The 26,294-nt window shown below is 68.3% G+C and carries 32 protein-coding genes; 23 read left to right on the top strand and 9 right to left on the bottom strand.

Going from position 1 to position 26,294, the window contains the following annotated elements; all coding sequences use genetic code 11:
* The first annotated feature begins 27 nt into the window (after window positions 1-27).
* Window positions 28-867: a pantoate kinase gene (locus WDJ57_RS08550; RefSeq protein ID WP_338905566.1), complete on the top strand. Its 840-nt coding sequence runs from the start codon at window positions 28-30 to the stop codon at window positions 865-867.
* 3 nt (window positions 868-870) lie between these two features.
* Here WDJ57_RS08550 and WDJ57_RS08545 read toward each other — a convergent pair whose 3' ends face one another.
* Window positions 871-1,923, bottom strand: a complete 1,053-nt coding sequence (locus tag WDJ57_RS08545; protein ID WP_338905564.1) for a hypothetical protein — start codon at window positions 1,921-1,923, stop codon at window positions 871-873.
* Between the two features lie 81 nt (window positions 1,924-2,004).
* Here WDJ57_RS08545 and WDJ57_RS08540 point away from each other — a divergent pair, with 81 nt between their 5' ends.
* A complete protein-coding gene (locus WDJ57_RS08540) occupies window positions 2,005-2,763 on the top strand; it encodes a 4-phosphopantoate--beta-alanine ligase (RefSeq protein WP_338905562.1) in 759 nt (252 codons plus the stop codon).
* Between the two features lie 9 nt (window positions 2,764-2,772).
* Here WDJ57_RS08540 and WDJ57_RS08535 read toward each other — a convergent pair whose 3' ends face one another.
* Window positions 2,773-3,111 (bottom strand): CBS domain-containing protein, encoded by a 339-nt coding sequence (locus tag WDJ57_RS08535; RefSeq protein WP_380629436.1) that lies wholly within the window; start codon window positions 3,109-3,111, stop codon window positions 2,773-2,775.
* A 150-nt stretch (window positions 3,112-3,261) separates the two neighbouring features.
* Here WDJ57_RS08535 and WDJ57_RS08530 point away from each other — a divergent pair, with 150 nt between their 5' ends.
* The 7 genes from WDJ57_RS08530 to WDJ57_RS08500 all read left to right on the top strand — a co-directional run bounded on the left by WDJ57_RS08530 (window position 3,262) and on the right by WDJ57_RS08500 (window position 8,279).
* Window positions 3,262-3,906 carry a chemotaxis protein CheC gene (locus WDJ57_RS08530; RefSeq protein ID WP_338905558.1) on the top strand — a complete coding sequence of 215 codons (645 nt, stop codon included), beginning with the start codon at window positions 3,262-3,264 and terminating at the stop codon, window positions 3,904-3,906.
* A 4-nt stretch (window positions 3,907-3,910) separates the two neighbouring features.
* Entirely contained in the window at window positions 3,911-4,405 is a 495-nt protein-coding gene (locus WDJ57_RS08525) for a metal-dependent hydrolase (RefSeq protein ID WP_338905556.1), read from the top strand.
* A 69-nt stretch (window positions 4,406-4,474) separates the two neighbouring features.
* A complete protein-coding gene (locus WDJ57_RS08520; protein WP_338905555.1) occupies window positions 4,475-5,257 on the top strand; it encodes a hypothetical protein in 783 nt (260 codons plus the stop codon).
* An 86-nt stretch (window positions 5,258-5,343) separates the two neighbouring features.
* A complete protein-coding gene (locus tag WDJ57_RS08515) occupies window positions 5,344-6,273 on the top strand; it encodes a sulfide-dependent adenosine diphosphate thiazole synthase (RefSeq protein ID WP_338905553.1) in 930 nt (309 codons plus the stop codon).
* Window positions 6,274-6,659: 386 nt separating this feature from the next.
* Window positions 6,660-7,160, top strand: a complete 501-nt coding sequence (locus tag WDJ57_RS08510) for an HTH domain-containing protein (protein WP_338905551.1) — start codon at window positions 6,660-6,662, stop codon at window positions 7,158-7,160.
* 51 nt (window positions 7,161-7,211) lie between these two features.
* Window positions 7,212-7,973 carry a DUF7001 family protein gene (locus WDJ57_RS08505; RefSeq protein WP_338905550.1) on the top strand — a complete coding sequence of 254 codons (762 nt, stop codon included), beginning with the start codon at window positions 7,212-7,214 and terminating at the stop codon, window positions 7,971-7,973.
* 51 nt (window positions 7,974-8,024) lie between these two features.
* A complete protein-coding gene (locus WDJ57_RS08500) occupies window positions 8,025-8,279 on the top strand; it encodes a hypothetical protein (RefSeq protein ID WP_338905548.1) in 255 nt (84 codons plus the stop codon).
* Here the strand turns inward: WDJ57_RS08500 and WDJ57_RS08495 are convergent, their stop codons facing one another.
* From WDJ57_RS08495 to dcd, 3 genes are all read right to left on the bottom strand, one after another.
* Window positions 8,280-8,936 carry a class I SAM-dependent methyltransferase gene (locus tag WDJ57_RS08495; RefSeq protein ID WP_338905547.1) on the bottom strand — a complete coding sequence of 219 codons (657 nt, stop codon included), beginning with the start codon at window positions 8,934-8,936 and terminating at the stop codon, window positions 8,280-8,282.
* Window positions 8,937-9,833: a thiamine-phosphate synthase family protein gene (locus tag WDJ57_RS08490; protein ID WP_338906275.1), complete on the bottom strand. Its 897-nt coding sequence runs from the start codon at window positions 9,831-9,833 to the stop codon at window positions 8,937-8,939. It abuts the gene before it with no gap.
* A 150-nt stretch (window positions 9,834-9,983) separates the two neighbouring features.
* Complete coding sequence (dcd, locus tag WDJ57_RS08485; protein ID WP_338905546.1) at window positions 9,984-10,571, bottom strand: dCTP deaminase; 588 nt, start codon at window positions 10,569-10,571, stop codon at window positions 9,984-9,986.
* A 91-nt stretch (window positions 10,572-10,662) separates the two neighbouring features.
* Here dcd and pth2 point away from each other — a divergent pair, with 91 nt between their 5' ends.
* The 3 genes from pth2 to psmB all read left to right on the top strand — a co-directional run bounded on the left by pth2 (window position 10,663) and on the right by psmB (window position 12,492).
* Entirely contained in the window at window positions 10,663-11,001 is a 339-nt protein-coding gene (pth2, locus tag WDJ57_RS08480) for a peptidyl-tRNA hydrolase Pth2 (RefSeq protein WP_338905544.1), read from the top strand.
* A gap of 76 nt (window positions 11,002-11,077) precedes the next feature.
* Entirely contained in the window at window positions 11,078-11,812 is a 735-nt protein-coding gene (gene psmA / locus WDJ57_RS08475; protein ID WP_338905542.1) for an archaeal proteasome endopeptidase complex subunit alpha, read from the top strand.
* Window positions 11,809-12,492, top strand: coding sequence for an archaeal proteasome endopeptidase complex subunit beta (gene psmB, locus WDJ57_RS08470; protein WP_338905540.1), 684 nt, complete (start codon window positions 11,809-11,811; stop codon window positions 12,490-12,492). Before psmA ends, psmB begins: the two co-directional genes overlap by 4 nt.
* Window positions 12,493-12,694: 202 nt before the next feature.
* On the opposite strand, the gene WDJ57_RS08465 is transcribed toward psmB, so the two are convergent.
* The gene (locus tag WDJ57_RS08465) at window positions 12,695-13,108 is read right to left on the bottom strand and encodes a hypothetical protein (RefSeq protein ID WP_338905538.1); all 414 of its coding nucleotides are present in this window, start codon (window positions 13,106-13,108) and stop codon (window positions 12,695-12,697) included.
* Between the two features lie 171 nt (window positions 13,109-13,279).
* On the bottom strand, window positions 13,280-15,625 hold the full coding sequence (locus WDJ57_RS08460; RefSeq protein WP_338905536.1) for an amino acid permease: 2,346 nt from the start codon (window positions 15,623-15,625) through the stop codon (window positions 13,280-13,282).
* 102 nt (window positions 15,626-15,727) lie between these two features.
* Between WDJ57_RS08460 and truD the strand changes: the two genes are divergently transcribed.
* The 9 genes from truD (at window position 15,728) to WDJ57_RS08415 (ending at window position 23,958) form a co-directional block, all read left to right on the top strand.
* Window positions 15,728-17,062, top strand: a complete 1,335-nt coding sequence (gene truD / locus WDJ57_RS08455) for a tRNA pseudouridine(13) synthase TruD (protein ID WP_338905534.1) — start codon at window positions 15,728-15,730, stop codon at window positions 17,060-17,062.
* Window positions 17,063-17,123: 61 nt separating this feature from the next.
* Window positions 17,124-17,849, top strand: a complete 726-nt coding sequence (locus WDJ57_RS08450) for a DUF2103 domain-containing protein (protein ID WP_338905532.1) — start codon at window positions 17,124-17,126, stop codon at window positions 17,847-17,849.
* Between the two features lie 48 nt (window positions 17,850-17,897).
* Complete coding sequence (locus WDJ57_RS08445) at window positions 17,898-19,043, top strand: COG1361 S-layer family protein (protein WP_338905530.1); 1,146 nt, start codon at window positions 17,898-17,900, stop codon at window positions 19,041-19,043.
* 237 nt (window positions 19,044-19,280) lie between these two features.
* Window positions 19,281-22,394, top strand: a complete 3,114-nt coding sequence (gene csg, locus WDJ57_RS08440) for an HVO_2072 family ArtA-dependent S-layer glycoprotein (RefSeq protein ID WP_338905528.1) — start codon at window positions 19,281-19,283, stop codon at window positions 22,392-22,394.
* Window positions 22,395-22,587: 193 nt separating this feature from the next.
* Window positions 22,588-22,866: a 50S ribosomal protein L37ae gene (locus WDJ57_RS08435; RefSeq protein ID WP_338905526.1), complete on the top strand. Its 279-nt coding sequence runs from the start codon at window positions 22,588-22,590 to the stop codon at window positions 22,864-22,866.
* A 24-nt stretch (window positions 22,867-22,890) separates the two neighbouring features.
* Window positions 22,891-23,025, top strand: coding sequence for a DNA-directed RNA polymerase subunit P (locus tag WDJ57_RS08430; protein ID WP_338905524.1), 135 nt, complete (start codon window positions 22,891-22,893; stop codon window positions 23,023-23,025).
* Window positions 22,997-23,272 (top strand): KEOPS complex subunit Pcc1, encoded by a 276-nt coding sequence (locus tag WDJ57_RS08425; protein ID WP_338905522.1) that lies wholly within the window; start codon window positions 22,997-22,999, stop codon window positions 23,270-23,272. Before WDJ57_RS08430 ends, WDJ57_RS08425 begins: the two co-directional genes overlap by 29 nt.
* 51 nt (window positions 23,273-23,323) lie before the next feature.
* Entirely contained in the window at window positions 23,324-23,710 is a 387-nt protein-coding gene (locus tag WDJ57_RS08420) for a prefoldin subunit beta (RefSeq protein ID WP_338905520.1), read from the top strand.
* Complete coding sequence (locus WDJ57_RS08415) at window positions 23,710-23,958, top strand: DUF3194 domain-containing protein (protein WP_338905518.1); 249 nt, start codon at window positions 23,710-23,712, stop codon at window positions 23,956-23,958. Before WDJ57_RS08420 ends, WDJ57_RS08415 begins: the two co-directional genes overlap by 1 nt.
* On the opposite strand, the gene WDJ57_RS08410 is transcribed toward WDJ57_RS08415, so the two are convergent.
* Both WDJ57_RS08410 and WDJ57_RS08405 read right to left on the bottom strand, forming a co-directional pair.
* Window positions 23,959-24,204: a hypothetical protein gene (locus WDJ57_RS08410; RefSeq protein WP_338905516.1), complete on the bottom strand. Its 246-nt coding sequence runs from the start codon at window positions 24,202-24,204 to the stop codon at window positions 23,959-23,961.
* Window positions 24,205-24,305: 101 nt separating this feature from the next.
* Complete coding sequence (locus WDJ57_RS08405) at window positions 24,306-24,905, bottom strand: hypothetical protein (RefSeq protein ID WP_338905514.1); 600 nt, start codon at window positions 24,903-24,905, stop codon at window positions 24,306-24,308.
* A gap of 219 nt (window positions 24,906-25,124) precedes the next feature.
* Between WDJ57_RS08405 and WDJ57_RS08400 the strand changes: the two genes are divergently transcribed.
* Window positions 25,125-25,592 carry a bifunctional nuclease family protein gene (locus tag WDJ57_RS08400; protein ID WP_338905513.1) on the top strand — a complete coding sequence of 156 codons (468 nt, stop codon included), beginning with the start codon at window positions 25,125-25,127 and terminating at the stop codon, window positions 25,590-25,592.
* Window positions 25,592-26,260: an HAD family hydrolase gene (locus WDJ57_RS08395; protein ID WP_338905512.1), complete on the top strand. Its 669-nt coding sequence runs from the start codon at window positions 25,592-25,594 to the stop codon at window positions 26,258-26,260. Before WDJ57_RS08400 ends, WDJ57_RS08395 begins: the two co-directional genes overlap by 1 nt.
* The last annotated feature ends 34 nt before the right edge of the window (window positions 26,261-26,294 follow it).

Raw genomic sequence — 26,294 nt, 5'->3', positions numbered from 1 at the left:
AGCGCCTCGGCCTCCGAGCGGCCTGCAATGACCGACGTGGCACAGGCCTTCGTGCCGGGGCACATCACCGGCTTCTTCACCGTCGACCGGGACCCCGACCCGACGAAGGCGGGCTCCCGGGGGGCCGGCCTCGCGCTCACCGACGGCGTCACCGTGACCGTCCGCGCCGCCGACGAACCGCACGTCTCGCTCAACGGCGACCCCGTCGAGATGGCGGCGGTCGACCGCGTCCTCGACGCGCTGGGGGTCCGCGCGCAGGTCCGGGGCACCACCGACCTCCCGCTGGGCGCTGGCTTCGGCGTCTCCGGCGCGATGGCGCTTGGCACCGCCCTCGCCGCAAACGCCGCCTTCGACCGCCGGCTCTCCGAGCGGGAACTCACGACCATCGCCCACGGCGCGGAGGTCCAGGCCGGCACCGGCCTCGGCGACGTGGTCGCGCAGGAGCGGGGCGGCGTCCCCATCCGTCTGGAACCCGGCGGGCCACAGGACAACGAACTCGACGGTATTCCCGCGCGCTCGCGCGTTGAGTACCACACTATCGACCAGCTGGCGACCGACGACGTGCTCTCGGGGTCGACCGACGCCCTCACCGACGCCGGCACCCGCGCGCTCTCGATGGTGGTCAGCGAGCCGACCCTGGAGACGTTCATGCGCGCCGCCCGGCAGTTCTCCCGCGAGGCCGAACTCGTCACGCCGGCGGTCCGCGACGTCATCCTGGACGTCAGCGAGGCCGGCGGCACCGCCGCGATGGCGATGCTCGGCGAGACTGTCTTCGCGCTCGGAACCGGCCTCACCGACGCCGGCTACGACCCGCAGGTCTGTGCGGTTCACCCCGGCGGGGCGACTATCGAGGAACCGGTCGAGTAGGTCTCACGTGTCGTCCTCCCACTCGATGTTCTCCAACCGGTCGGTCTCCCGGAGGACGAACGGGCCGATGGCCAGCGTCCGCTTCGCGACCGTCGCGATGCGCAGCACGTACGCGAGCAGGAGCGCGAAAGGTGCAAGCGAGACTGTGGTCGCACCGACGACCACGAGGACGAGGTTGTCCACGCCAAGCGTCGTCCCGGTGACGGTCCCGGGGGAGTCGAGAAAGAGCACTCCGCCGATAGCCACCACCAGCGCCGGCACGGCCGCGTAGAGGATGGTCCGCGACAGGTTCGTCAGTTCCCACTGGAAGTACAGCGTCTTGACGTGCTCCCGGGCGGGCCCAAACAACCGCAGGGTCTCGACGACCCCCTCCAGCGCGTCCGTCGCCTCCTCCGAGAGTGTGTCGCCGTACTCGGCGCGCAGGCGGCGGGCCTCGTATATCTTCCAGGAGTAGTTGTAATCGAGCGCGGCGAAGACCACCCCGAAGGTGCCAAACTCCGCGTCGGCCAGCCGGTCCGCGACCAGGTCGGCGTCGTCTACCAGCCCCGCGGTGTAGGTGTCGACGCGCTCGCGGAGGGTCTCGTCGTGACTCGCGCCGACTGCCCCGGCGAGGTCCTCGGCGCGGGCCTGTGCGGCCTCGACGAGCGCCTGGAGGAACGCCGCCGGCTCCGGCGGGCTTACCGGCAGGTCGATGACCTCCTCCACGTCACGGCGGAAGGACAGCGCCCCCTCCATGCGCTCGCGCTGGTCGCCGACGGCCCCGAGTTCCTGCGAGAGGACCAGTTGCGTGATGGTGACGACCAGCGTGACGCCTGTGATGATGGCGGTGACCAGCGCCTGGAACAGCGTCTCGACCGGGTCCGACTGGCCGAGGGCCTCCCGGAGCGTGACCGGGGAGGCGACGCTCACCGCGACGAGCGCGCCGAAGATGGTGACCAGCACGGCCGCGGTGACGACCCATCGGTCCGCGTCGAGCAACAGCCAGAGCTTCCAGCGGCTCCCCGCTGCTCGCTCGCGCATCGTCTCCGCGCTCTCACCCGCCTCCCGCTCCGACATGGAGAGAGGTACAGCCTCCCGGATGTTCGGACTTTCGACCGGGACAGCATCGCTTTTCACCGTCCCACTCTGCCATCCGGTATGGACGAGGTCGAGGTTCCGGAGAGTCACCCGCGGTACGAGTCGCTTCTGACCCGTCACCGCATCGAGGCCGGCGTCGAGATGGGCATCACGAGCCAGCAGGGACTCATCGCGCAGGGCCGCGGCGAGGTCTTCGACTACCTGCTCGGCGAGGAGACCATCCCCAGCGCCGACGAGGCCGCCCGCGCCGCCGCCGCACGCCTCCTGCTCGCGGACCATCCCGTTATTTCCGTCAACGGAAACGTCGCCGCGCTGGTCCCGGGCGAGACGGTCGAACTCGCAGATGCGACGGGTGCGGACGTCGAGGTGAACCTGTTCAACCGGACCGAGGAACGGATGGCAGCCATCGCGGACCACCTCCGCGACCACGGTGCGGAGGACGTGAAGGGACTGACTGCCGACGGCCGCATTCCCGGCCTGGACCACGAGCGCGCGAAGGTGGACGCGGACGGCATCGGCGACGCCGACGTGGTGGTCGTCCCGCTGGAGGACGGCGACCGCGCGGAGGCGCTGGCCGACGCGGGCAAGACCGAAATCGTGGTCGACCTGAACCCGCTCTCGCGGTCGGCGCGCAGCGCGACGGTCCCCATCGTCGACAACATCATCCGCGCGGTGCCGAACGTGACCGCCCACGCCCGCGACCTTGCAGACGCGAGCGAGGCCGACCTCCGGGGCGTCGTCGAGGCCTTCGACCCGGACGCGGCGCTGGTGGCGGCGGAGGAAGCGATTCGCGAGGGCGAACTTTCGGGACCCGAATAGGACCCGGCGTCAGGAGAGGTGTGCGGTGATGTCCGTCGAGGAGACGATACCGACGTAGTCGTCGTCGACGACCGGCAGGTGGCTGATGCCGAAGTTCGTCATCATCGCCGCCGCCTCGTTCAACTGGAGGTCCGGGGGGACCGTCTCGACGGACTCGGTCATCACGTCGCTGACGTCGAGCTTCGACGTGTCTCTCCCCTGGGCGACGGCGTCGAGGATGTCGGTTCCGGTGAGAATCGAGGGTGGAGCCGTCGTCACGAGTAGCGCGCCGATGTCGTTGTCCCGCATCGCCGTGGCGGCCTCGGTCAGCGTCCTGTCTGGTCGTATCGTCTCGACGGGCGTGGACATGATGTCCGCGACCGTCGTCGGTGTCGAACCCATACGCACCCGGACGGCGGCCTCCGTGTTGGATGTTTTGCAACCCCCGGCGGACCCGCAGACAGCGTCGCGCGAACGGGCATCCGCGGTATTTACGGGTTCCCGCGCCCACGAACGGGTATGAGTCTGAAGGTCGACGTGCGGAAACTGGACGTCTTCAACAAGATCTCCAAGGAGGGGTCCAGGCGGGTGGCAGACAGCCTGAGCCAGATGACCGGCATCGACGCCGAGATACAGGTCTCGAAGCTCAACCTGCTGGCGATGGAGGACGTCAAGACCCACCTCGGCGACGAGAAGAAGGTCGGTATCCACGTCCAGTTGACCGAGCCGCCCAACGGGTACGTCCTCTTCATGCTCGGGCCGCGCGACAGCAAGCGCCTCGCCCGGCTCATGCTCCCCGGTGACGCCAGCACCGACGGCGGCTTCTCGGACATGGAGCGGTCGGCCATCCAGGAGGTCGGCAACATCATGACCTCGGCCTACATCGACGGCTGGGCGAACGTCCTCGACACCACCATCGACATGGGGACGCCGGCGTTCACCTACGGACCCGCACACGCGATCGTCCAGAAGATGGGCGGCTGGCCCGACGAGGACATCGCCGTCGTGCTCGATACGGAGATTACGGCCGGGGACGACGATGTCGACCTGACCGCCTACACCTTCCCACAGCTCCACGACCTCGTCGACCTCGTCCAGCAAATCGACGTCGACGCCGACGTCGCACGCGACACCGTTGCGTCCGACGAACTTACCGACGGGTAGGGCCATGTACCGCACCGGCCACTCCGGGGCCGCCCTGCTCGCGTACGCCCCGCTGGGGTTCGCAACTCTCGCGGCCGGCCTCGCCGACCTCGCGCTGCTCGGCGGTGCGTGTGCGCTCGCACTGGCGACCCTGCCCGACGTCGACCAGCGACTCCCCGGCGTCGCCCACCGCGGCCCGACCCACACCGTCTGGTTCGCGCTGGCCGTCGGCGGCCTCGTCGGTGCGACCGGCGTCGCCGTCGCCGGCGGCGGTCCGCTCGCGGCGGTCGGCGTCGGCGCGTTCGGATTCGCCGTCGGCACGCTGTCTATCCTCTCGCACGTCGCCGCCGACGCGCTCACGCCGATGGGCGTCACGCCCTTCACCCCGTTCCGGGACGACCACTACACCTACGACGTCGTGAAGGCGAAGAACCCGGTCGCCAACGCCGCCCTGCTGGCTCTCGGCGTGGCCGCGACGGCCGCCGCGGCCTGGGCCGCGACGCTCGTCGCCGGCGTCTGACTCGCCGTTTCCGGCACCGCTACCCCGGGACGCGAACGACTCTTTGCCGTCCCGCCCCTCTCTCCGCCGATGGTACTCTACGCCTCGGTCCGCGACATCGGCGTCGACCTGTGCGCGCGGGCCGGCTACGACGTGGACGCCGACCCGGGTCCCGGCCACCCGCCCGCGCTCGCCGACCCGACCGCCGACGCCGTCGGCCTCGTCGACGACCCCCGACCGATTGCAATCGAACCGCTGACCGAGGCCAGCGTCGGCCCCGAGGCGGTCGTCCCGCGTCTCGCTGCCGCGCTCGACGCCGGGCAGGACTGCCTGTTCGTCGCCCCCGCTCCCGACGGCTCGGAGGCGCTGGCACGCGTCGTCGCCTCCGTCCTGGAGACGCCGACGGCACTCGCCGCGGACGACCCGGAGGGGCGGCGCTTCTACAGCGGCCCCGACCGGGTTCCCCTCTCGGATGGCACCTACGCCTGCGTCCGCGCGCCGCCCGAGCGTCTGCAGTGGCGCGAGGTCCGCGTCGGTGCCGACCGACCGCGCCTGGAACTCTCGGCGGCAGACGAGGTGGTCGCCGTCTTCGAACACGTCGACGCGCTGGCCTGCCCCGACCGTGGGACGTTCCGCCACGCCTACGCCCGAACCGACGACGGGCAGTTCGCGGTCACCGAGCGCGGCGAGGTGGTCGCCACCTTCGCCGGCGTCGCCGCGATGCGCCGCGGCGGCTACACCCCCGTCGCGATGCCGCTGGTTCCCGAACACCTCTTCCCGGCAGAGTCGACGCCCGCCCGCTCCTGGGCGGTCTGTGCCGCCACCGACGACCCCGCCGTCTACGGCCCGGACGGCGTCCACGACTGGCCCTGAGTTCGCCGGTTACTCGATTTTCTCGCCGGCAGTCCTGTCTCCTCACCAAAAGGTCTTTCAATGACTCTGTTGTATGACTGGGTGGTATGGGCGAATCCGACAACTTCGAACAGTTCAGCGACGTCGGCGAGGCGGAAGTAACACGCGCGATCGGCCAGGAGTGGACCGAGGAGTTCATGGACTTCTCGGATTCGGACGTCATCATCGTCGGTGGCGGTCCCTCCGGGCTGATGGCCGCGAAGGAACTCTCCGAGCGCGGCGTCCAGACGATGGTCGTCGAGAAGAACAACTACCTCGGCGGCGGCTTCTGGCTCGGCGGGTTCCTGATGAACAAGGTCACCGTCCGCGGCCCGGCCCACCACGTCCTCGACGAACTCGACGTGGACTACAAGCAATCGCAGGATAGCGAGGGGCTGTACGTCGCCAACGGGCCGGAGGCCTGTTCGGGCCTCATCAAGGCTGCCTGCGACGCCGGCGCGAAGATGCAGAACATGACCGAGTTCACGGACATCGTCATCCGCGAGGACCACCGCGTCGGCGGCATCGTGATGAACTGGACGCCGGTGCACGCGCTGCCCCGCGAGATTACCTGCGTCGACCCCATCGCCGTCGAGGCGGACCTCGTCATCGACGCCACCGGCCACGACGCTATGGCGGTCAAGAAACTCGACGAGCGCGGCGTCCTGAACGCGCCGGGGCTGGAGGAGGAGGCCAGCGGCATGGACCAGACCGGCGACGACTCCTACGGTGCACCCGGTCACGACTCGCCGGGGCACGACTCGATGTGGGTCGGCGAGAGCGAGGACGCCGTCGTCGAACACACCGGCCTCGCCCACGACGGCCTCGTCGTCACCGGGATGGCCACGGCGACGACCTACGGCCTCCCGCGGATGGGCCCGACCTTCGGCGCGATGTTGCTGTCGGGCAAGCGCGCCGCCCAGGCCGCAATCGACGAACTCGGCGTCGACGCCGAGGACGTGGACATGACCACCCGCGCGAGCCCCGCCGACGACTGACGCTGGCGTCGTGGGGCAGCGGTGGGTCACTGCCACCGCGGCTTCCCGGGGGGAGCACCCACTCGCCCGTTTCGCCCGTTCCGGTTTTTCGACACAACCTGTTAGGTGCCGTACTTGGGTGGTCGCAGTCCCTTCTCCCGTGTATGGAAACACGACTCGTGACCGAGGGCGACTACGTCATCCTGGCAGGCACCGGTACCGACCAGTGGCTCCGGTGTGACCACGTCGTCGAACTCGACGCCTGGCGCTGAGACGGCTCGCCCGACTCCCGCTAGTCTCCGATCGAACAGCCAGCAATTATAATACGGGACATACGTTGGCAATTCTCGCATTTCACTCAAGGTATTTCTACTAGCGACGCCAGTATGTGGATGAATGGGTTCGTAATGGCCTCGACAACGAACGATACATCGAAAACGGAGCACGAAGCCGCGGGGACCGACGAGACCGACGCGCCGGGCCCGGAGATGGTCCTCTGGACCCGCCGGCCGGTCTGTGGTCCCCGGACGGAGGTCATCGACCGGCTGAGTGCGCTCGCGGCGCGCGAAGAAATCGGCGGATTCTCCGTCGAGACCTGGCCCGACGAACTGGCTATCTCAGAACACACAGAACACGGTAGCGTCGTCGAGCAGTTCAAGGAGTTCCTGCTCTGGGCCGACGAGCACGACCGCTCGATTACGCCGCCCTTCGAGCGCCGGACAGTCTCCCCGCTCATCGGCCAGAGCCGCGACGTCCTGACACTCCCTATCATGTGTCTCGCGGTCTACGAGGACGGCGACCTCCGCGGCGTCTACCCCCACTCCGACGGCGGTGAGACGGTGAGCGTGACCAACTACCTCGACGACTGCGAGTCCGACGACGGCGTGACCGTCCCCGGCGACTCCTGACGCCCGGTCGAGCACAAACTGTTTTAGTCGGTGGTACTACCACCAAATACCATGGAGACGGTCACGCTCTACCGCGCCCCGACGACCGGGGCCGACGCCGACGCGCTGGCCGACTGGCTGCGCGAGCGCGTCGACGCGACGGTGACGGTCAGGGACCGATTCCTCTCGCTGTACGCAGACGACGACCTGCCAGCGGAACTGGCCGAGACGCGGGTCCTCTCGCCGTACGACCGCGAGACGGGCAACACGATGCTCGGCATCGTCCGCTACGAGGAGCGCGCGCTGGACAGTCCAGAGCGCGCCGGCGGCGTCCTCTACGACGGGCTGGCAGTCCAGGAGCGGCTGGGCCGGCGCATCCCCGACGGGGAGCGGACGCTGGCACACCTCCACGTCCCGCTGCTGGACCGCGCGCTGGGCACCTGGGGTGACCACGACGGCCGCTGGCACAAGCGCGTGAACGTCTTCGGCCAGCCCGCACTGGTCTCGGTTCCCGGACTCTACGAGGCCCCCGCCAAGCCCGAGCAATACTACAAGGAGAAGCAGAAACACGCCCTGGTCGCCGGCGACGCGCCGCCGCGGGAGGTGCTGGAGGAGGAAGTCGACGGGGACTTTCTCGTCGCCGACGACCCCCGCACGACCGAGGCGCTGAAGGGCTACGTCCTCCAGGCGTACCACTACCTCGCCACCGGCGAGGCATTCTGTGACGCCGAGGGCTGTCGGCTCCACAATCCCCACCGCCAGCCGGGGGTCGTCGAGGCACAGCTGCGCGAGCCCGAGTTCTGCGACACGCACGCCGACCGGTACGCGCCGTAGCTGGCCCGCTGCGGCAAAGATTTTCAAGCCTCGGCGGTCCACTGTTCGGGTATGCCCCCGCTCGTTCCCCTCCAGTCCGGTGGCCTGCTGGTCTTCCGGCTGTTCGGCGTCGTCTTCGCCCTGATTGGACTGCTGAACCTCCTCAAGCCCCGCGAGATGACCGCCTACGCCATCCGCCGACGGGCCGGCGGCCCGGTCGACGGTCACATCGAGCCGACACAGACGCGGCTGCTCTTCACCCGATTGATTGGGGCCGTCGGCGTGCTCATCGGCCTGGGCCTCGCCACCGGAATTCTCGGTCCGTGACTACGCCGTGACGGTTCCCGCCAGCACGCCGAGATAGCCGCCCGCGAACGTCTCGAACTGTCGCTGCTCGGTTCGCCCGACCAGCGCCTCGCGGGCCGCGTCGACTCGCCGCTCGAAGGCCGCCGCCTGCGAGGAGCGTGTGAATCGCCCCCCCGGCGCAGAGAGCCGGACGAACCCCTCGAAGGCGACGTTGAACGGTGCCGCGAGCGCCCGGTCGCTGCGCTGGAAGTTCAACAGCGCAACCCGGCCACCGGGACCGACCAGGTCGCACCAGCGGTCGACGACCCTCGCCGGGTCCGCAAACATGCCGACGACGAAGGTGGCGAGGATTGCATCGGCCGTCCGAAGCGGCGGCCGGGTGGCGTCGCCCTGCACGTAGTCGATTCCGGGTCCCGTCCGCTCGCTGTGTTCGCCCGCCCGGTCGAGCATCTCGCGGGTGACGTCGACACCGACGACCCGACCGTCCGGTCCCACACGCTCGCGCAGGTACGGGACGTTCGCGCCGGTGCCACACCCCATCTCGACGACGGTGTCGCCGGCCGCGGGGTCGAGCAGGGCCGCTGTCGCCGCCCGCCAGGAGCGCAGGCCGGGGAGGTCCGCCACGCGGTCGTAGAGGGTCGCCCACCGGCCGTAGTACCGCTGGACGGGCGTGGGCATCTATGCGACCGCGCGGAGCTTTTCGGCCACCGTCACGGCGTCGGGGCCGAGAATGTAGACGATGGGTTCGATGCCCATCCCGCCGGTCTGGTAGACCACGTCGGCCTCGGGCGTCTCGGACAGCGTCGTCGCCAGCGCCGCGTCGATGTCGGCCTCCGGGTCGAACTCGGCGACGGTCAGGCCCTCGTCGGCCAGCGCCGCGACGGTCACCTCGTCGTAGGCGACGTTCAGCGCCGCGCGGGCGTCGCTGCCGGCCGCCATCGCCGCCAGCAGGACGCTCGCGACGTGCTGGCTGACGCCGAACTCCGGTTCGCCCGGCACGGTCGCCTGCCCGCCCACGTCGAGGATGCGCCCCGGCACGGCCGCCACGTCCTCGATGGTCGACGCCTCCGGCAGCGCCTCGACGAGATTCGAGCCGACGGCGGGAATCAGTCCCGCGAACCCGCTCGTGTTCTCCAGCACGCGAAGCCCGCGCCGGACGGACCCGCGGACGCGCCCGGCCTCGCGCAGCCGGCTGTCCGGGTCGTGGACCGAGAAGTCCGCGCCGTAGTCCGCAAGGCCTGGCACGGCCTCGCTGTGGAGGTCCGACAGGACCCCGCCGCGTTCGAGTTCGCGGATGCACACCTCCGCCTCGACCAGCGCCTCGACCGGCGTCATGTCGCCCCCGGCCAGCCCCTCGGCCAGGCGGTCGACGAGTTCCTGCAGGCGTTTGCTGTCCGCCAGGCGCGCGTTGCGCTCGACGTCGCCGTGGACGTACTTCGAGACGGCGCTCTGGCTGATGCCCAGCAACTCGGCGACCTCGCTCTGGGTCAGCCCGCGCTCGCGTAACTGTTCGGCCAGCAGCGACCGGAACGTGGGGAGAAACTCCTCCACGACGAGTTCTTCGATGAAGCGCATCGTTACTGGTCGCCGCCGTCCGTTCCGTCGGTTCTCGCCGACGACCGACGGGACACTCGCCGTTGCTCGTGCCCCGTCATTGGTCGCCTCCGAACTCCACATCGTTTCTCGCCGACGACCGACGGGACACTCGCCGTTGCTCGTGCCCCGTCATTGGTCGCCTCCGAACTCTCTATCGCCCTGTATCTTCGACGCCTGCGGCCCGGTCTGGCCCTGGTACTTCGAGCCGCGCTCGGCACCGTACGGTCGCTCGGCGGGCGTCTTCAGTTCGGTGAAGGTGAGCTGCGAGATGCGCATGCCTGGCGTGAGCGCGACCGGTGCCCGGCCGAGATTCGAGAGTTCGAGCGTAATCTGCCCCTCGTACCCGGGGTCCGCCAGTCCCGCAGTTGCATGCACCACAATCGCAAGACGGCCCAGTGACGAGCGCCCCTCGACGTGGGCGATGAGGTCGTCGGGGATGGCGACGCGCTCGTGGGTCGTCCCGAGCACGAAGTCGCCGGGGTGGAGGACGTACTCGCCGTCCTCGCCGACGTCGGTCTCCTCGACGTACTCCTCGACCTCCTGTTCGCTGTTGGGGTGGATGCAGGGGATGTTGGCGTGCTGGAACTCCAGGAAGGTCTGGCCGAGGCGCAGGTCCACGCTGGCGGGCTGAATCTGCAACTCAGGGTCGTCCAGCGGCTCGATGACGAGGTCACCCTCGTCGAGCCGCCGGGCGATGTCCGCGTCCGAGAGTATCATATTCTCCAAAGCGTCTGTCGGGGCTTAAAGTCTCCCGGCTTCGCCTTGCCCCGACGGTCAGGCCTTAGTGCGCCCGGCCCCGAGCGTGTCTATGAAGCAGGCAATCGTCGCCCGGAAGGACCTCGGGATGGGCGCGGGCAAACTCGCCGCCCAGGTCGCCCACGCCTCGCTCATGGCCTACGAGGACGCCGACGCGAAGACCCGGTCCGCCTGGAAGGGCGAGGGCCAGAAGAAGGTCGTCCTCCGGGCCGACAGCGAGTCGGAGCTGTTCGAACTCGCGGAGAAGGCCAAAAGCGAGCGACTGCCACACGCCGTGGTCCGCGACGCCGGCCACACGCAACTCGACCCGGGCACGGCCAGCGCGCTGGCGGTCGGCCCCGCGAAGGACCGCGCGGTCGACGCCGTTACCGGCGAACTTTCCCTCTACTGAGCTAGATTGCAGGCGACAGAACCCTTATAAATAACTATCCCTTACCTGTGGTGAGTACAGAACTCTCCCCCTTACAATGCAAGACAATCAACAGCAGGCATACGACCGCGGGATAACCATCTTCTCGCCGGACGGACGGCTCTACCAGGTGGAGTACGCGCGCGAGGCGGTCGCGCGCGGCTCCGCGAGCGTCGGCATCCGCGCAGCAGATGGCGTCGTCCTCGCGGCCGATAGACAGGCACGGTCCCCGCTCATCGAGCGCGACAGCATCGAGAAGATTCACACGATCGACGACCACGTCGGCATCGCGAGCGCCGGCCACGTGGCCGACGCCCGCCAGCTCGTGGACGTCGCCCGGCGGCAGGCGCAGGTCAACCACCTCCGCTACGAGGAGCCCATCGGCGTCGAGACGCTGACGAAGGAACTGACCGACCACATCCAGCAGTACACCCAGACCGGCGGCGCGCGCCCCTTCGGCGTCGCGTTACTCGTGGCCGGCATCGAGAACGGCGAACCCCGGCTGTTCGAGACGGACCCGTCCGGGACGCCCTACGAGTGGCAGGCCACCGCAGTCGGCGGCGGCCGCGAGGACATCATGTCGCTGCTCGAATCCGAGTACTCGACGGAGATGGACCTCGACGGCGCTATCGGACTCGCGCTGGAGTCGCTGGCCGAGGCCGACGACAAGCCGCTGGACGCCCACGGCGTCCACGTCGCGACGGTCGACGTCGAGACGGAGCAGTTCGAGACGCTCCAGTCCGAGGACGTTGCGCCACACATCGAGGAGCGCGAGCTCGGAGGTGACCAATGAACGACCCCGTCCGCGACCCCTACGAGCCGGAACTGGGGTCCATCCCCAGCGCCAGCGAGGGAGCCGACGACGACACCGTCGTCAAGACCGGGACGACCACCGTCGGCATCACCACGCCCGACGGCGTCGTCATCGGCACGGACCGCCGGGCCTCGCTCGGTGGCCGGTTCGTCTCCAACAAGCAGGTCCAGAAGGTCGAGCAGGTCCACCCGACGGCCGCGCTGACGCTGGTCGGCTCCGTCGGCGGCGCGCAGTCCTTTATCCGCAACCTCCGTGCGGAAGCGAGCCTCACGGAGACCCGTCGCGGCGAACCGCTCTCGATTAGCGCGCTGGCGACGCTGGCGGGCAACTTCGCCCGCGGCGGCCCCTTCTTCGCCATCAACCCCATCCTGGGCGGCGTCGACGAGGAGGGCAGCCACGTCTACAGCATCGACCCCGCCGGCGGCGTCATGGAGGACGACTACACCGTCACCGGCAGCGGGATGCAACTCGCCCACGGCGCGCTCGAACGCCAGTACGACGAGGACATGTCGCTGGAGGAAGCGAAGACGCTGGCCGCCCGCGCCATCAACGCCGCGACCGAACGCGACACCGGCTCCGGCAACGGGCTGGTCATCGCCGAGATAACCGACGACGGCGTCGACATCACGCACTACGACGACGTGACGGAACTGCTCTGAGGCAGTATCCGTCAGGTCCCCCTTTTCACCTCGGACGGACGCATCCGGGCCCGGTCGAGACTCTCCATCTCGAATTTCTGCTTCGATAGGAGCACGGTAGTTCGTCCCGTGGCTACTGTATGCAGCGCGCGTATCGGTCACCAGTTCGGTGCGCATCGCCACGAAATCAGCTGGGGAGACGGATGCTGTTAGTCGATCCCAATTAAGATGTCCGTTTATTCAGGGTTCCCGAACCGACGATATCGAATGCAACACTGGGCTCGTCCCCGCCGTCTGTCGGATAGAAGTGAGCGTGGTCGTGGTCGGTCTGTAGCGGGTCACCATCGACAATCTTGTCGACGTCGTATTCGATGAGATACTGTTGGCTTTCGGCGATGTCCTCGCGCCGAACTTCCTCCTGTGGTTCGACGTCGATGACCTCTCGGTTCGAGTGGCCGTCCCCGCTCGCAAGGAGATGTACCGTGATGACGAACCGACCGTCGGTATTGTTGATGAAGACTACGTCGAGCATCGGCGGGTCCGATTCCAGCATGGAACAGCCTGACACCGAGGCAACTGAACAGATGCCAGCAGCGATTACTGCGCGCCGAGAGTGAGTGGAGGGCTCGTCAGCCATGGGTTCCGCTATAGTTTCAGCAGTCTGTATAGTTTTTGTCTCGGATGTGCGCCAGTTAGGCGTTACCGGGTGAGCGGGCGTGGCAACGATGCGGGGTGTGCAGCTGTAGGTTGGCGGCTGGTAGTCTACTGCATTCGCGCGTGGTGTGTCTCGGTGAGCGGCTCGTCCTCGCTACGCTTCCTGTTCGTCTGCCCGCTGGGGCTGTCGGCGCGTCCGTCCGAACACTTTTCGCAGGTAGCGATACACCGGGAACAGCCAGTCCTCTAGCTGGCCGCGCATGCCGATGGAACTGGAGTAGATGAGCACCGGCACGCCGGCGCTGTCGGCCAGTTCGATGACCTGGTCCGGCGTGCTCCCGAAGACCCACTGGCGCAGCCGCCGGTCCCGCGAGGCACCGATGAGGAGGACGCCGCCCTCGTCGGAGACCGTCGCGACCAGGCCGTCCGCGACCGAGGAGGCGGTCACCTTGTGGACGACCGTCGTCACGTCCGCCGAGAGTCGGCTGAGGGTCTCGCCGGGGTCCTCCGGCGTCCCCTCCTGAGTCGCGCTGACGCTGACGAGGTTGATTTCGGTGCCCTGGCTGCCGAGTGCGTCCACAAGCGGCAGTGCCGCGAGGTGGTGCGGGCCAGCCCCTGCCCCGACGTGGACCTTCCGGAGGTCCGTGTCGGCCTCGAACCCGCGGGCGAACACCACGTCGCAGGGGGCGTTGTAGGCGACGCTCTCGGTCACCTCGTGGTGTTCTTCGGGGTAGCCCATCAGGATGAGGTCGGCCTCGCTGTTGCGGGCGGTCTGTGTGATATCGAAGGCGATGTCACGGCAGATGTGGCCCTCAACGGCGTACTCGGTGTCGATGTCGACGCCGGACAGCGCCTCGCGGACGCGGTCGACCCGCTTGCTCGCCGTCTCCGTGACCATCTCGTTGGGCGTCTGCTCGGGAATCTGCGTGACGTTGAGCACCTCGATGAACGGGTCGTCGTCTCGGCTCTGGGCGACGAGCGACGCCAGCCTGACGTGCGTCGGCGCGCGCTCGGGCCTGGCGATGGGGACGAGCACGCGGTACCGGTCGTTCTCCGGTTCGCCCTCGCCGGCGGGCGTGGCCGGCTCGATTTCCTCGAACAGGTCCTCGACGTGGGGCGCGCCGCCCCAGATGAGGTAGCCGACGACGACGGCGATGACCACCAGGACGCCGGCGACGACCCCCGACGTGGGGAGGTTCGTGATGAGCGCGAGGTTGGCGAGGATGCCGATGATAGGCAGGACCGGCACCAGCGGCACCCGGAAGGGGCGGTCGAGTTCGGGGTACTTCCGCCGGGAGTAGATGAGCGCGAGATTGACCGCCGACAGCGGGAGGAGGAGGTTGAACGTCGCGAAGCCGGTCAGCCCGGACAGGCCGATGGTGACCTCGCCGACGGCCGGCAGCGTCAGGCTGTGGGGGATGACCGCGATGAAGAGGACGATGAGCGCGACGATGACGCCCGTCGCCGAGGAGACGCTCCAGAACGGGGTGCCAAAGCGCGGGTGGATGCGCGAGAAGCGCCGCGGGGCCTGTCCCTGCCGTCCCATCAGCGACCCGATACCGGACGCCGCCAGGATGGAGGCGTTGGAGGCCGAAACCATCGAGAACACCGCGCCGGCGACGATGAGCGCCTGACCAGCGGGGCCGATGAACACCTGCGCCACCTCGCCCATCGCCGTCTCGCCGAGTTGCAGCAACTCTCTGTGCTCGGCCGGGACGTTCACCAGCGCGACGATGACGAGCGTGTAGAGGACGGTGACCGTCACCATGCTGGCGGCGATGGCCTTCGGGACGGTCTTGCGCGGCTCGATAATCTCGCCGGCGCTGGCGGCGATGGCGGAGAACCCGAAGAACGTGATGAAGGCGGTGGCGGCGATGGAGATGATGCCGACCGGTTCGTTCTGGAAGGAGCCGGTGAACTCGCCGGCCGAGCCACCGATTCCCGCGAAGGCGATGGCTCCGCCGATGAACACGAGCAGGACCGCCACCTTCGCGCTCGTGACGATGAGCTGGAAGGCCCCCGACTCCTCGGTCCCGCGGGCGTTCAGCCCGCCCAGGAGCAGGGCGGCGACGACGCCGACGGTCCCGTGGGGGAGCGTGAGCGCGTCGACCATCGGGACGAACTCGGGCAGCGCCAGCGTCTTCGGGATGATGAACTGGAAGAACCACTCGTCCATCGTCGCGAGGTAGAAGGCCGTGGTGCCGGTGTAGCCGAGAAACAGCGACGCGCCGATGCCGTAGACAAGCAGTTCGCGGTCCTCGAAGGTCTGCGAACTGAACAGGTACCCGCCACCGTTCTCGGCGTAGATAGAGGCGAACTCGGAGTACGACGCCGCGGTGATGCCCGCGACGACGGCCGCGATGACGAAAGCGATGACCGCACTGGAGCCGATCTGGGAGACCGCAGTCCCCGACAGCGAGAAGATGCCCGCGGCAATCATCGTGCCCAGGCCCATCGCGAACGCGATTTTGAACCCGAGCGTTCTGGTGTGCTCGACCATGCTTTGGAGACAGTTGTCCGATACGGCGTCTTATGCGTGTGGGTTTCGCTGCCGTTGCAGCCTCGACAGGTGTTTACCGCCCCGTTGCGTCACACCCGACAGATGCGCGAGGCACACGACGTCGAGCGGGCGGTCGGCATGGACTACTACGTCAGCGACGCCGACGGCATCGGCGGCCGCCTCCGCGACTCGCCGGCGGACTTCCGCGTGACCGAGCGCGAACTGTTCGCGACCGAACCGGTCGACGCCGACCCCGGCGCGTACCCCCACCTGGTGCTCCGCGTCACGCTCTCGGACTGGGACACCAACGACTTCGCGGGCGCGCTCTCGGACAGACTTGGCATCTCCCGCGAGCGCGTCTCCTGGGCCGGGACGAAGGACAAGCGCGCGGTCACGACACAGTTGTTCTCGGTCGACGGCATCGACTCCGATGCCCTGCCGGACCTCCCCGACGCCGACGTCGAAGTGGTCGGTCGCGCCGGCCGCCCGGTCCTCTTTGGCGACCTCGCCGGCAACGACTTCGCGATAACGGTCCGGGACCCCGACGCGCCCGAGAACGTCGACGCAATCACCGCCGACCTCCGGGAGTTCGCTGGCGCGAGCGACGGCGACGACACGACCGTCGCGGTCCCAAACTACTTCGGCCAGCAGCGATTCGGGAGTCGCCGGCCGGTCACCCACGAGGTGGGGCTGGCGATCGCCCGCGGCGACTGGGAGGGCGCGGTCATGGCCTACGTCGGGAATCCGTCGGACTACGAACCGGAGCGCACGCGCGAGGCGCGCGCGTTCGTCGAGGAGACCCGCGACTGGGCGGCCGCGCTGGAGCAGTACCCCGGCCACCTCGGCTACGAGCGGGCGATGCTCCACCGACTGGTCGAGGGCGACGACGAACCGGGCGATTTTCGGGCGGCGCTCGAAACCGCACCGACGAACCTCCAGCAGCTGTTCGTCAACGCCGCCCAGTCGTACGTCTTCAACCGCATCCTCTCGGCGCGCCTGGAGCGGGGCCTGCCCTTCGCCGAACCGGTCGAGGGCGACGTGGTCTGTTTTGCCGACCGCGACGCGCCGGAGGGGCTGACCGTCCCCGACACCGACCGGACACAGCGGGTCACCGAGGGGCGGGTGCGCTCGGTCAGTCGCCACTGCGAGCGCGGCCGGGCGTTCGTGACCGCGCCGCTCGTGGGCACCGAGACGGAACTGGCCGACGGCGACCCCGGCGACGTCGAACGGGCGGTGCTGGACGCGGTGGGAATCGAGCCCGCGGACTTCGACCTCCCCGACGAGTTCCACTCCGAGGGGACCCGCCGCGCCGTCGCCGTCCGGACGGCCCTCACTATCGACCGGGACCCGCTCACCTTCGCCTTCTCCCTGCCGCGGGGGTCGTACGCGACGGTGGTGCTCCGGGAGTATCTCAAGCGCGATCCGGCCGCTCGCTGACCTCGCTGCCCACTGACCCGAAGCGCGTCGCTTATCGGCCCGCCGCCCCCTACCGTGGTCCATGGAGTGTCGGCAGTGCGCGACGCCACTCGACAGGCCGGGCGACTACTGCCTGGTCTGTCACACCGAGAACGCCGACACCGTCGTCCTCGAACTGGAACGCGACCGGGCCACCGTGACGACGCTCGACGGCGAGACGGTCCTGGGGCAGTACGTCGTGACGACGACCCCCGAGGACCCCGACAGCGAGCGCACCATCGCGGAACTGCGCAACTTCGCCGGCCAGATTGCCGACGAGGTGCGGCGCAAGCGCCCGGAGGAGGTCTACGCCACCGGAAACCGCGACGTGCTCCAGGCGGTCCGCGCGCAACTGCACTACGAGTTCTACCGCGTCGAGGCCGACGACCCCGTCCAGCGGGTCATCGACCGCCGGGGCGAGCCCGCACTCGAGGTCGTCGAGGCCAGCGTCGCGGAGAAACTCGGCGGCACCCACTCGACGCTCATCGGCGGTCGGAAGGGCCGGAAGGCGCTGCAGGTCGTCGCCGGCCACCCTCACGTCAAGAAGATAGTGCCGGGCCCCATCGACGCCGGCGGGTCGGGGTCGCGGACCGGCCTGCGCGCGAAGGCGACCCGCGCGGACGACAACGGGAACGTCCGCCTGCTGGTGCGGGACGGCTCCAGCGTCCAGGAGAACCGCGTGGTGACGACCGCGCGGGACCGCGAACTCGGCGAGCACGTCCGGGCCGACCTCAACGAGGCGCTCGTCGACGCGGAGTTGCAGGAGTGACCGCCGAGCCCACAGACTAAGCGCCGCGCGGGCGTAGTACTCTAGGCGATGCGATACGCCCCGCTCGTCCTCCTCGTCGCCACGGTCGCCGTCGGCGGCTCGCTCGCCCAGCCCATCCCGCCGGCAGAGGGGACCGTGGTCGGCAACCCGACGCTGGAAGTCGTCGCCACGGGGAACCGGCTCACCTGGGGCGACAGCCAGGAACTGGCCCTTTCGGTCGCCAACGCCGGGACGCTCCTCCGCGGCGGCCCCGAGCAGTTCGAGTCCCGCGTCGTGACGGCCCGGAACCTCCGCGTCGAGGTGGCGACCGACCGGCTCGACCCCCCGCTGACCGACGGGCTCGTCGTCCGCCGCGGCGCGTCGCTGGTCGGCGAACTCGGGCGGGGCGAGGCGGTGCCCGTGACGCTCTCGGTCGGCGTGACCGACGGCCTCCGGCCCGGCACCTACAGCCTCCCGCTGCGACTCTCCTACCAGTACACGGCCGCGGTCCGGTACGGCGACGGCGACCCGGTGTACACGGACCGGACGCGAACGCGCCTCGTCACCGTGCCCGTTGTCGTCACCGACGAACCGCGTCTCGTCGTGACGCCCGCGGCCTCCCCGCCGCTCTCGCCCGGGCAGGAGGGAACCGTCTCGTTCGCCCTCTCGAACACCGGGACACGGACTGCGAGCGACATCGGTCTGACGGTCAGCGCCGACCCACCCGTCCATTTCGGCGACGACCGGACCCGCCGGACGAGTGTCTTCGTCCCGGAACTGGCCCCCGGCGACAGCCGGACGCTCACTGTCCCGGTCGCAACCGACCCGACCGCCACTCCCTCGACGTACCTCCTCCGGGTTTCCGCGGCCTACACGACGGCGGGGGGATTCGAGCGGACTAGCGACAAGTTACGCCTGGGCCTCCGGGTGCGGGCGAACGACACCGCGGCAACTACCCGCACGGACGGGGGTGTCTCAGTCACTCCGTACTCCGTCGGGGACCGGGCGTCCTCCGGACGGTACTCCCCTTACCGAAACGGCGCTACCAGTAACAGCGCGATTGTGTGTCTGGTACCCACGCTTACTCAGCCAGGCGAGCCCACCGGCCGAACGCCGAGCCGTGGTGCGATAGCGTTCGGTTATTCACGCCCGGCCGCCGGCACGTGCGTCGGTAATCCCGACCCAGGGGCCGGTAACGTCGGCCCACCCTCGTGAACCTCGCCTTACTCTCGACCCGGTCGTCAGTATTCCGAGGTTGTTCTGAACCCCCTCGCGGCCCGCCGAACCTACGGTCGCCTTAGCCTCAGTACAGTACCGAATAACAATCACCGGATATGTCGTAGGGTCCGGACGGAATGGAGGGTTCAGACCACGAGACCAGATTATCCATAGATACCGACAATTGGTCCAACACTATTCAGAGTAGAAACAACAAACAAATATGATAAAATTATGAGACAAAAGCAAACAGAACTCTCGTTCGGAACATCGAGCGTTCTCTTCGCCGTCGCCGTAATGATCCTCTCCTCGATGACACTTGGCGGCGTGCTCGCGGCCACGGTCGAACGTGGAGGGCCCGCCGGGCAGTTCGACCCCGGCGTCGGCGGCGAGCGCAACGTACAAATAACGACAGATAAGCCGGTCGTGTTCCAGGGCGAGGATGGCCTGAACTTCGTCAACGCCCAGGGTAACCCGATCAACGTCGCCCAGCTGGTCGGCGTCGCGGGCAACGCCGAGGGACAGCCCCTCGAAAGCCCCATCCCGACCGACCAGCCCCCGGGACAGTACGCGGTCAACGGTCAGGCGTCACAGCCGGGCGTGACCGTGCAGACGCCGCGCGTGACCGACCTTGACGTGCGCAACGAGCGTGGCATCAACGTCGAAGGCTCCTCAGTCCAGGAGGACGAGCTACTCCTCATCGAGGCGGAGTGGAACTTCGAGTTCGCGGAGGACCTCGAACTGGTCGTCCGTGACGAGAACGGCAACGACGTCACCGGCACGGTGCTGGGCGACGTCGACCAGCTCTCGGAGGCCCAGCGCCAGCGACTCTCCGGTCCCTTTGCGAACAACCCCGACGCTGTTTCCAACCCCGGACAGCGCGGGACCGGGACCGGCGTCGTCTATCTTCAGGGCGTCGGCCAGTTCAACCAGTCACAGCTCAACGGAACCAGCGTCGACGCGGCCTACTGGGCGCTGGACGTGAGCGACCTGGACGCCGGTGACTACACCATCACCGTCCAGGGGTGGGACAACCTCGACTTCGGTCCCGCCTCCCGGACCTCCTCCCTCTCGGTCACGACCGAGACGGACGTGAGTCTGGACCTCGACAGTGACCAGGCGACGCGCGGTCAGAACGTCGGTTACACCATCCGCGGCTCGACGGCCGGCGCGGAACACTACGTCGTCATCGAGCGCGACGAGTTCCGCAACGACCGCGTCGACCAGCGGGTGTTCCGCGACATCCAGGACGTCATCGACCGCGGCACCTTCGACACGAACGGTGACAACGTCTCGGACTTCGCGTGGGCACAGGTCCAGATTGACGAGGACACTGGCCTCGGCGTCGGGCAGATAGACACCGCGTTCCTCGACGACGCCTCCATCGAAGTCGACCTCTTCGAGGCCGGCACCTCGCTGGAGGACGTCGCGGCCGACCTCAGCGACACCGAGGACGACAAGACGCTGCAGGTCGAGCAGGGTGAACTCGTCTTCACCTCGCCCGTCGGCACGTACGTCGCCGGGTCCGAAATCGACGTCCGGGGCGACGCCGCCCCCGGCGTCGACAGCGTCGCCATCTACGCCCGCGACCAGGGCGACTGGGAACTCGTCGACATCAACGAGGACGGGAACCTCAACGACGACGACGCGATCAACGTCGACTCCGCCGGCGAGTGGGAGGAGGAGGACGTCGTGCTGTCACAGGCGACGGACATCTTCTCCATCCCCGGCCGGTACCGCATCGGCGTCGTCGAAGCCGAGGACGCCCGCGGTGACGCCAACCAGCTCCGCGAGACGCTGACCACCTCCGAGTTCAGTAGCGCCACGAGTTCGCAGTCGGCGCTGCTCGTGCAGGAGCCGGGCCTCGAAGAGGCGCGGTCCTTCCGCACCATCAACGCGCAGATCGCCGTCGAGGACGGTACGGTCGACGTCCTGGGGACCGCCCCCGGGCTCGACGACGTGCTCGTCATCATGGTCGACTCACGCGGTCGCGTCGCGACCGAACAGGTGACCGTCGACGACGACGACACCTTCGACGAGGAGGACATCCCGCTGGTGACCCAGGATGGCCGCCAGCTCAACGAGGGTGCCATCGAGGGACTTGTCATCGGCCTCGGCCGGGACGGCGTTGCCGGTGACGGCATCCTGCCCGGCCAGACCAGCGCCTCGCTGGCTGCCCTGGAGAGCTACGTCAACACCATCGGGACGGGACTGACCCAGGCCCAGGTGCTGGACCGCATCAGCGACGAGACCACCGACGAGGTTGCCAGTGACGACCTCTCCATCCAGGAGTCGTTCCGCCTGGCCGATGGCTCGACGTCCATCGAGAGTGTCGGCACTGAGGAGAACCTCCGGCAGGGCGACATCCGTCCGGTCCCGGTCAACTCGACGATGGTGGTCCAGGGGCTGACCAACCGCAAGCCCGACGACAACACCATCTCCGTCGAGGTCATCGAAGGCCCGAGCGTCGACGTCTTCGACGTCAACTCCACCGACGAGTGGGGTCTCGACGGCGTCTGGAGCGTCAGCCTCAGCACCCAGGGCGTCCAGCCCGGTACCTACGTCATCGAGGCGGACGACGGTGACAACACGGACACGGTGCAGGTGAACATCGTCGAAGAGCAGCCCGAAGAGCCTGCTCCTGTCGACAACGAGACGGCAGCCCCCGACGAGAACGTGACTGAAGAAGAGCCAGTGGACGCGAACGCGACTGAAGAAGAGCCAGTGGACGCGAACGCGACTGAAGAAGAGCCAGTGGACGCGAACGCGACTGAAGAAGAGCCAGTGGACGCGAACGCGACTGAAGAAGAGCCAGTGGACGCGAACGCGACTGAAGAAGAGCCAGTGGACGCGAACGCGACTGAAGAAGAGCCAGTGGACGCGAACGCGACTGAAGAAGAGCCAGTGGACGCGAACGCGACTGAAGAAGAGCCAGTGGAGGAGGAAGAACCGGCCGAAGCAGCCACGGTCTCCTTCTCCGACCAGGAGTCTGATGGTACCAGACTCGTTGTCGACTCGGTGACTCTCCCGGAGGGAGGTTTCATCGCCATCCACGATGAGAGTCTATTGGAGGGAGAGGTCGTCGATAGTGTCGTCGGCTCCACCGTGTTCCTCGAGCCAGGAACCTCCGAGAACGTTAGTTTCCGGCTGTTCGACGTCCCTGGCGCGACGTTCAACCAGACGGAGCTGACCGAAGATCAGACGCTCATCGCGATGCCGCACCTCGACACGAACAACAATGTGATATACGACTTCGTCGCCTCTAACGGGACGGATGACGGCCCGTACGTCGCAAACGGTGAACCCGTCACCGACGCTGCGAACGTGACGGTCAACGCAACTGGATAGGGACGAAACCGAGACCGAGGGAGCGCCGCATCGCTCTCTTCGGTTCGCACAACCGTAACGACAGGCGAGCTGTACGGCGGTTACGTGCTGACTCGCACACGCGGCCACAGTACCGTGACTGCAACATTTTTCGGACGCGTCGCGGCTTGGAATCGTAGGGGTTATTGGTTCGCTGCGTAGAGAGTACGGTACTATGAGTGAACAGAAGGGACGCACCGGGAGTGCCGGCCGCTTCGGCGCTCGATACGGGCGCGTCGCCCGCCGCCGCGTCAACCAGATCGAGGACGAGATGCACGACGACCACGCCTGCCCCGACTGCGGCGAGAAGCGGGTCGACCGCCAGGGGACCGGCGTCTGGGAGTGCCAGGCCTGCGGCTACACCTTCACCGGTGGCGCCTACACTCCCGAGACCCCGGCCGGCAAGACCGTCACGCGCTCGATCCGCGCCGCCCTCGGCGAGGACGAGGACTAAGGGCGTCCAGCACGAGTATCCGATATGAGCTACAAGTGCTCCCGCTGCAAGCGCGACGTCACTCTCGACGAGTACGGCGGCGTGCGCTGTCCGTACTGCGGCCACCGCGTGCTCCTCAAGGAGCGCAGCCGTGACATCAAGGAAGTCGACGTCAACTGACCGCGTCCACGACGCTGTTCTCACTTTCGACTACGACGACGCCGAGCGCGCCCGCCGCGTCGAGCGTGCCATCCGCCCGGAGGTCGGCGACATCGACGGCGACCGCTCGACGGTCCGTCTCGCCCGCGAGGACGAGCGGCTGGAACTCACCGTCGAAGCGACGGACCTTGTCGCGCTCCGGGCCGGCCTGAACACCTGGTTCTCGCTCGTCAGCGTCGCCGAGCAGGCCGGCGACGTCGTCGCGTGAGGCCATCATCGAAAGCAAGGGTTTACCACGGCGGGCACCCAGGTGGTGGGTATGCAGGGTAATCTTCCGCCGGAAGCACAGGAGAAACTCGAAGAACTGCAGGACCTACAGGAGACGGCCCAGCAGGTCGCCGCGCAGAAACAGCAGGCCGAGACACAGCTCAACGAGTCCGAGACCGCGCTGGACGAACTCGACGACATCGACGAGGACGCCACGATGTACCGCGAGGTCGGCGAACTCCTCGTCAAGACGGACTACGAGACGGCCAAGGACGACCTCGAAGAGAAGGTCGACAGTCTCGGAGTGCGCGTCGAGACCCTCGAAAAGCAGGAGGAGCGCGTTCAGGACCAGTTCGAGGAACTCCAGCAGGAACTCCAGCAGATGCTGGGCGGTGCCGGCGGCGGTCCGATGGGCGGCCCCGGCGCTGGCGGCGCATAATGTCGACGCCGGACGACCCCACCGACGACGAGGTCGTCCAGACGGCGGCAGAGGCCGCCGAAGACGTCGTCTTCTCTCGTTTCTCGCGGTCGGACGTCGAGGACTTCGACGTGACCGTCTCCTTCGAGGACGGCGTGCTCGAAGTGGACGTCTACATCAACGCCAGCGGCGGGACGGCCGACCCCGACCGGGTGGCCGACGACGCGGCGCTGGCCGCGCGCGCTGCCGTCGACGACCTTCTGGAATAGTCACCGCTCGCCGACCGGGCTCTCCTCGTCGTCGAGCCGGTTGCCGGCCAGCCCGGTCCGGAAGGCGATGTAGCCGATGATGCTGACGAAGATGATTGGCGGCAGGATGAGGAAGGCCCACAGCGGCCGCAGTCCCCAGCCGAGCAACAGGAGGAGGTTCCCGACGCCGAGCAGGACAAAGGGGAGGATGTACAGCGCCGCTCGCGTGCGGTTGAGTTGCGTCTCCTCGCCGAGTGGACCGGCCATGCCTCTCAGTTGGCAGCGCACGTAAAAAAGCGTCGCGCTCGCGTCGGTGCGGGTGGGGCGTCGTCGTCAGCGGGTGTGAATCGACAGCCAGCTACGGACCGTCACTGCTCGCTCTCGGCGTCGTCCTGTTCGCTGTCCTCGGCGTCGCCGTCGGTCTGCTGTCCGTCAGCGCCCGACTGCTCGCCGTCACCGTCGGACTGCTCGTCGTCAGTCTGCTGCTCGTCGTTCATCTCGTCGTCGCTCTGGCCGGCAGCGTCGCCGTCAGCGGCCTGGTCGGACTGCTCGTCACCCGGCGTCACGTCGGCGATCATCTCGCCGAGGCTGTCGATGGTGCCGTCGAGCTTCTGGTTGACGAGGTCGTGAATCTGCGTCACGAAGTCGGGCACCTGCGCGGGCATGTCGGTCGGCGGGCCGCGGCGCTCGTCGGCGTCGGAGGGGGGACCGCGACGCTGGTCGGCGCTGGCTGCGGCCGCGTGGGCGTCACTCTCGTTTGCCTGACCCTGTGCGGCCATCTCGTCCTGTGCGGCCGCGTCGCTCGCGTTGGCCGCGTCCGCTGCGGGGTCGTCGGCACTGCCGTCGTAGTTGTCGTCTGCCTGTCCAGCCTGGGAGTCCGCGGGCGCGTTCCCGGGCATCGCTGCGGCGCCGGCGGTGGCGACCAGCAGCACTGCCACGAACACGCTCGCAATCTTTGTGAGATTCATCGCACTCTCGGCTGTGGCCCGGACTCACTTGAAGGGGGGACGCGCTCAAACCGTCTACTGCCCGAATTTGGCCGAATTAAGCGTCGTCAAATCGGATTTAATCCGGATTAATTCGGCTCGGACCGTCCTGGCGGGGCGAAGTCCGACTCTCGGTGGGAGGCGCGGCCAGCGCGCGCTACGCGGACAGTCTTTTCATACCCTGCTCCCGTAGCCACGTGCATGGAACACGAGGCTACGGTCGAGGGCGTCGGGGTCGGCGTCAGCGACGAAGGTCCCGGCGCGCCCGTCGTCGTCCTGAAGGCCCGCGGCGAACTCATCCCCATCTTCATCAGCTCCGACCAGGCCCAGTCGATGCAACTCGCCCTGGAGGGCGAGCCCTTCGAGCGCCCGCTGACACACGACCTCTTCGTCGAGATGGTCGCGGAGTTCGGGGCGGCCATCGACCGCGTGCGCATCGACGACCTGGCCGACGGCACCTTCTACGCCAAAATCGACACCGAGCAGTACCACGGCGGCGAGCGCAAGCAGGCCGTCTTCGACGCCCGCCCCTCCGACGGCATCGCGCTCGGCCTCCGCGTGGACTGCCCCATCATCGTCTCCGACGAGGTGGTCGACGAGGCCGGCCGCCCGCCGGACGCGTTCGAAACCGACGAGGATTCGGGGCTGGACGACGACCCGCTGTTTTGATGGCCTACGACTCGCTGCTGCTGGACCACGACGGTGTCATCGTCACCCTCGGTGACGAGACGGCGCTGGTCGACGCGGCACGTACCTCCCTGCTGGATGCCGGTATCGACGACCCGCCGGCGGACGCCGTGGACACGCTGAGCCTCGCGGTCGCCGACGACGAACTCCGCGCGGTCAGCGAGCGCTACGGGCTCGACCCCGAGCGGCTGTGGCGCTACCGCGACGACCGCGTGGACGAGGCCCTCCGCGCCGAGACCACGGCCGGCCGGAAGGCACCCTACGACGACGTCGACGCGCTCGCCGACCTGGACGCGCCGACCGGCATCGTCAGCAACAACCAGACCCGGATCGTCGAGTTCGTCCTCGACCACTACGACCTCGCCCACCACTTCGGGACGGTCCGCGCCCGCTCGCCCACCCGCGAGAGCCTGACCAGAAAGAAGCCCCGCCCGACCTTTCTGGAGGAGGCGATGGCCGACCTCTCGGTGTCGAACCCGCTGTACGTCGGCGACAGCGAGAGCGACGTCGTCGCCGGCCAGCGGGCGGGCCTGGACGTGGCCTTCCTCCGCCGGGACCACAACGCCGACCGGTCGCTGGCCGTCGACCCGACCTACGAGGTCGGCGGGCTGGACGACGTCGCGGCGCTCGTCGACGGGGACGGACGATAGCCTGGCCGACCGGTAGACGTGCGTGTGCAGCCGC

This window comes from Salinibaculum sp. SYNS191 (assembly GCF_037338445.1).
In the GTDB taxonomy this organism is placed as follows: Archaea; Halobacteriota; Halobacteria; order Halobacteriales; family Haloarculaceae; genus Salinibaculum; species Salinibaculum marinum.
Note: the sequence above shows the minus strand (reverse complement) of the source record. Positions and strands in the feature narration are given on the sequence as shown.

What these genes read in the sequence shown, in the direction of transcription:
- WDJ57_RS08550 (WP_338905566.1), top strand. Translation starts at nt 28, where the DNA reads ATGACCGACGTGGCACAGGCCTTCGTGCCGGGGCACATCACCGGCTTC.
- WDJ57_RS08545 (WP_338905564.1), bottom strand. Translation starts at nt 1,923, where the DNA reads ATGTCGGAGCGGGAGGCGGGTGAGAGCGCGGAGACGATGCGCGAGCGA.
- WDJ57_RS08540 (WP_338905562.1), top strand. Translation starts at nt 2,005, where the DNA reads ATGGACGAGGTCGAGGTTCCGGAGAGTCACCCGCGGTACGAGTCGCTT.
- WDJ57_RS08535 (WP_380629436.1), bottom strand. Translation starts at nt 3,111, where the DNA reads ATGTCCACGCCCGTCGAGACGATACGACCAGACAGGACGCTGACCGAG.
- WDJ57_RS08530 (WP_338905558.1), top strand. Translation starts at nt 3,262, where the DNA reads ATGAGTCTGAAGGTCGACGTGCGGAAACTGGACGTCTTCAACAAGATC.
- WDJ57_RS08525 (WP_338905556.1), top strand. Translation starts at nt 3,911, where the DNA reads ATGTACCGCACCGGCCACTCCGGGGCCGCCCTGCTCGCGTACGCCCCG.
- WDJ57_RS08520 (WP_338905555.1), top strand. Translation starts at nt 4,475, where the DNA reads ATGGTACTCTACGCCTCGGTCCGCGACATCGGCGTCGACCTGTGCGCG.
- WDJ57_RS08515 (WP_338905553.1), top strand. Translation starts at nt 5,344, where the DNA reads ATGGGCGAATCCGACAACTTCGAACAGTTCAGCGACGTCGGCGAGGCG.
- WDJ57_RS08510 (WP_338905551.1), top strand. Translation starts at nt 6,660, where the DNA reads ATGGCCTCGACAACGAACGATACATCGAAAACGGAGCACGAAGCCGCG.
- WDJ57_RS08505 (WP_338905550.1), top strand. Translation starts at nt 7,212, where the DNA reads ATGGAGACGGTCACGCTCTACCGCGCCCCGACGACCGGGGCCGACGCC.
- WDJ57_RS08500 (WP_338905548.1), top strand. Translation starts at nt 8,025, where the DNA reads ATGCCCCCGCTCGTTCCCCTCCAGTCCGGTGGCCTGCTGGTCTTCCGG.
- WDJ57_RS08495 (WP_338905547.1), bottom strand. Translation starts at nt 8,936, where the DNA reads ATGCCCACGCCCGTCCAGCGGTACTACGGCCGGTGGGCGACCCTCTAC.
- WDJ57_RS08490 (WP_338906275.1), bottom strand. Translation starts at nt 9,833, where the DNA reads ATGCGCTTCATCGAAGAACTCGTCGTGGAGGAGTTTCTCCCCACGTTC.
- dcd (WP_338905546.1), bottom strand. Translation starts at nt 10,571, where the DNA reads ATGATACTCTCGGACGCGGACATCGCCCGGCGGCTCGACGAGGGTGAC.
- pth2 (WP_338905544.1), top strand. Translation starts at nt 10,663, where the DNA reads ATGAAGCAGGCAATCGTCGCCCGGAAGGACCTCGGGATGGGCGCGGGC.
- psmA (WP_338905542.1), top strand. Translation starts at nt 11,078, where the DNA reads ATGCAAGACAATCAACAGCAGGCATACGACCGCGGGATAACCATCTTC.
- psmB (WP_338905540.1), top strand. Translation starts at nt 11,809, where the DNA reads ATGAACGACCCCGTCCGCGACCCCTACGAGCCGGAACTGGGGTCCATC.
- WDJ57_RS08465 (WP_338905538.1), bottom strand. Translation starts at nt 13,108, where the DNA reads ATGGCTGACGAGCCCTCCACTCACTCTCGGCGCGCAGTAATCGCTGCT.
- WDJ57_RS08460 (WP_338905536.1), bottom strand. Translation starts at nt 15,625, where the DNA reads ATGGTCGAGCACACCAGAACGCTCGGGTTCAAAATCGCGTTCGCGATG.
- truD (WP_338905534.1), top strand. Translation starts at nt 15,728, where the DNA reads ATGCGCGAGGCACACGACGTCGAGCGGGCGGTCGGCATGGACTACTAC.
- WDJ57_RS08450 (WP_338905532.1), top strand. Translation starts at nt 17,124, where the DNA reads ATGGAGTGTCGGCAGTGCGCGACGCCACTCGACAGGCCGGGCGACTAC.
- WDJ57_RS08445 (WP_338905530.1), top strand. Translation starts at nt 17,898, where the DNA reads ATGCGATACGCCCCGCTCGTCCTCCTCGTCGCCACGGTCGCCGTCGGC.
- csg (WP_338905528.1), top strand. Translation starts at nt 19,281, where the DNA reads ATGAGACAAAAGCAAACAGAACTCTCGTTCGGAACATCGAGCGTTCTC.
- WDJ57_RS08435 (WP_338905526.1), top strand. Translation starts at nt 22,588, where the DNA reads ATGAGTGAACAGAAGGGACGCACCGGGAGTGCCGGCCGCTTCGGCGCT.
- WDJ57_RS08430 (WP_338905524.1), top strand. Translation starts at nt 22,891, where the DNA reads ATGAGCTACAAGTGCTCCCGCTGCAAGCGCGACGTCACTCTCGACGAG.
- WDJ57_RS08420 (WP_338905520.1), top strand. Translation starts at nt 23,324, where the DNA reads ATGCAGGGTAATCTTCCGCCGGAAGCACAGGAGAAACTCGAAGAACTG.
- WDJ57_RS08415 (WP_338905518.1), top strand. Translation starts at nt 23,710, where the DNA reads ATGTCGACGCCGGACGACCCCACCGACGACGAGGTCGTCCAGACGGCG.
- WDJ57_RS08410 (WP_338905516.1), bottom strand. Translation starts at nt 24,204, where the DNA reads ATGGCCGGTCCACTCGGCGAGGAGACGCAACTCAACCGCACGCGAGCG.
- WDJ57_RS08405 (WP_338905514.1), bottom strand. Translation starts at nt 24,905, where the DNA reads ATGAATCTCACAAAGATTGCGAGCGTGTTCGTGGCAGTGCTGCTGGTC.
- WDJ57_RS08400 (WP_338905513.1), top strand. Translation starts at nt 25,125, where the DNA reads ATGGAACACGAGGCTACGGTCGAGGGCGTCGGGGTCGGCGTCAGCGAC.
- WDJ57_RS08395 (WP_338905512.1), top strand. Translation starts at nt 25,592, where the DNA reads ATGGCCTACGACTCGCTGCTGCTGGACCACGACGGTGTCATCGTCACC.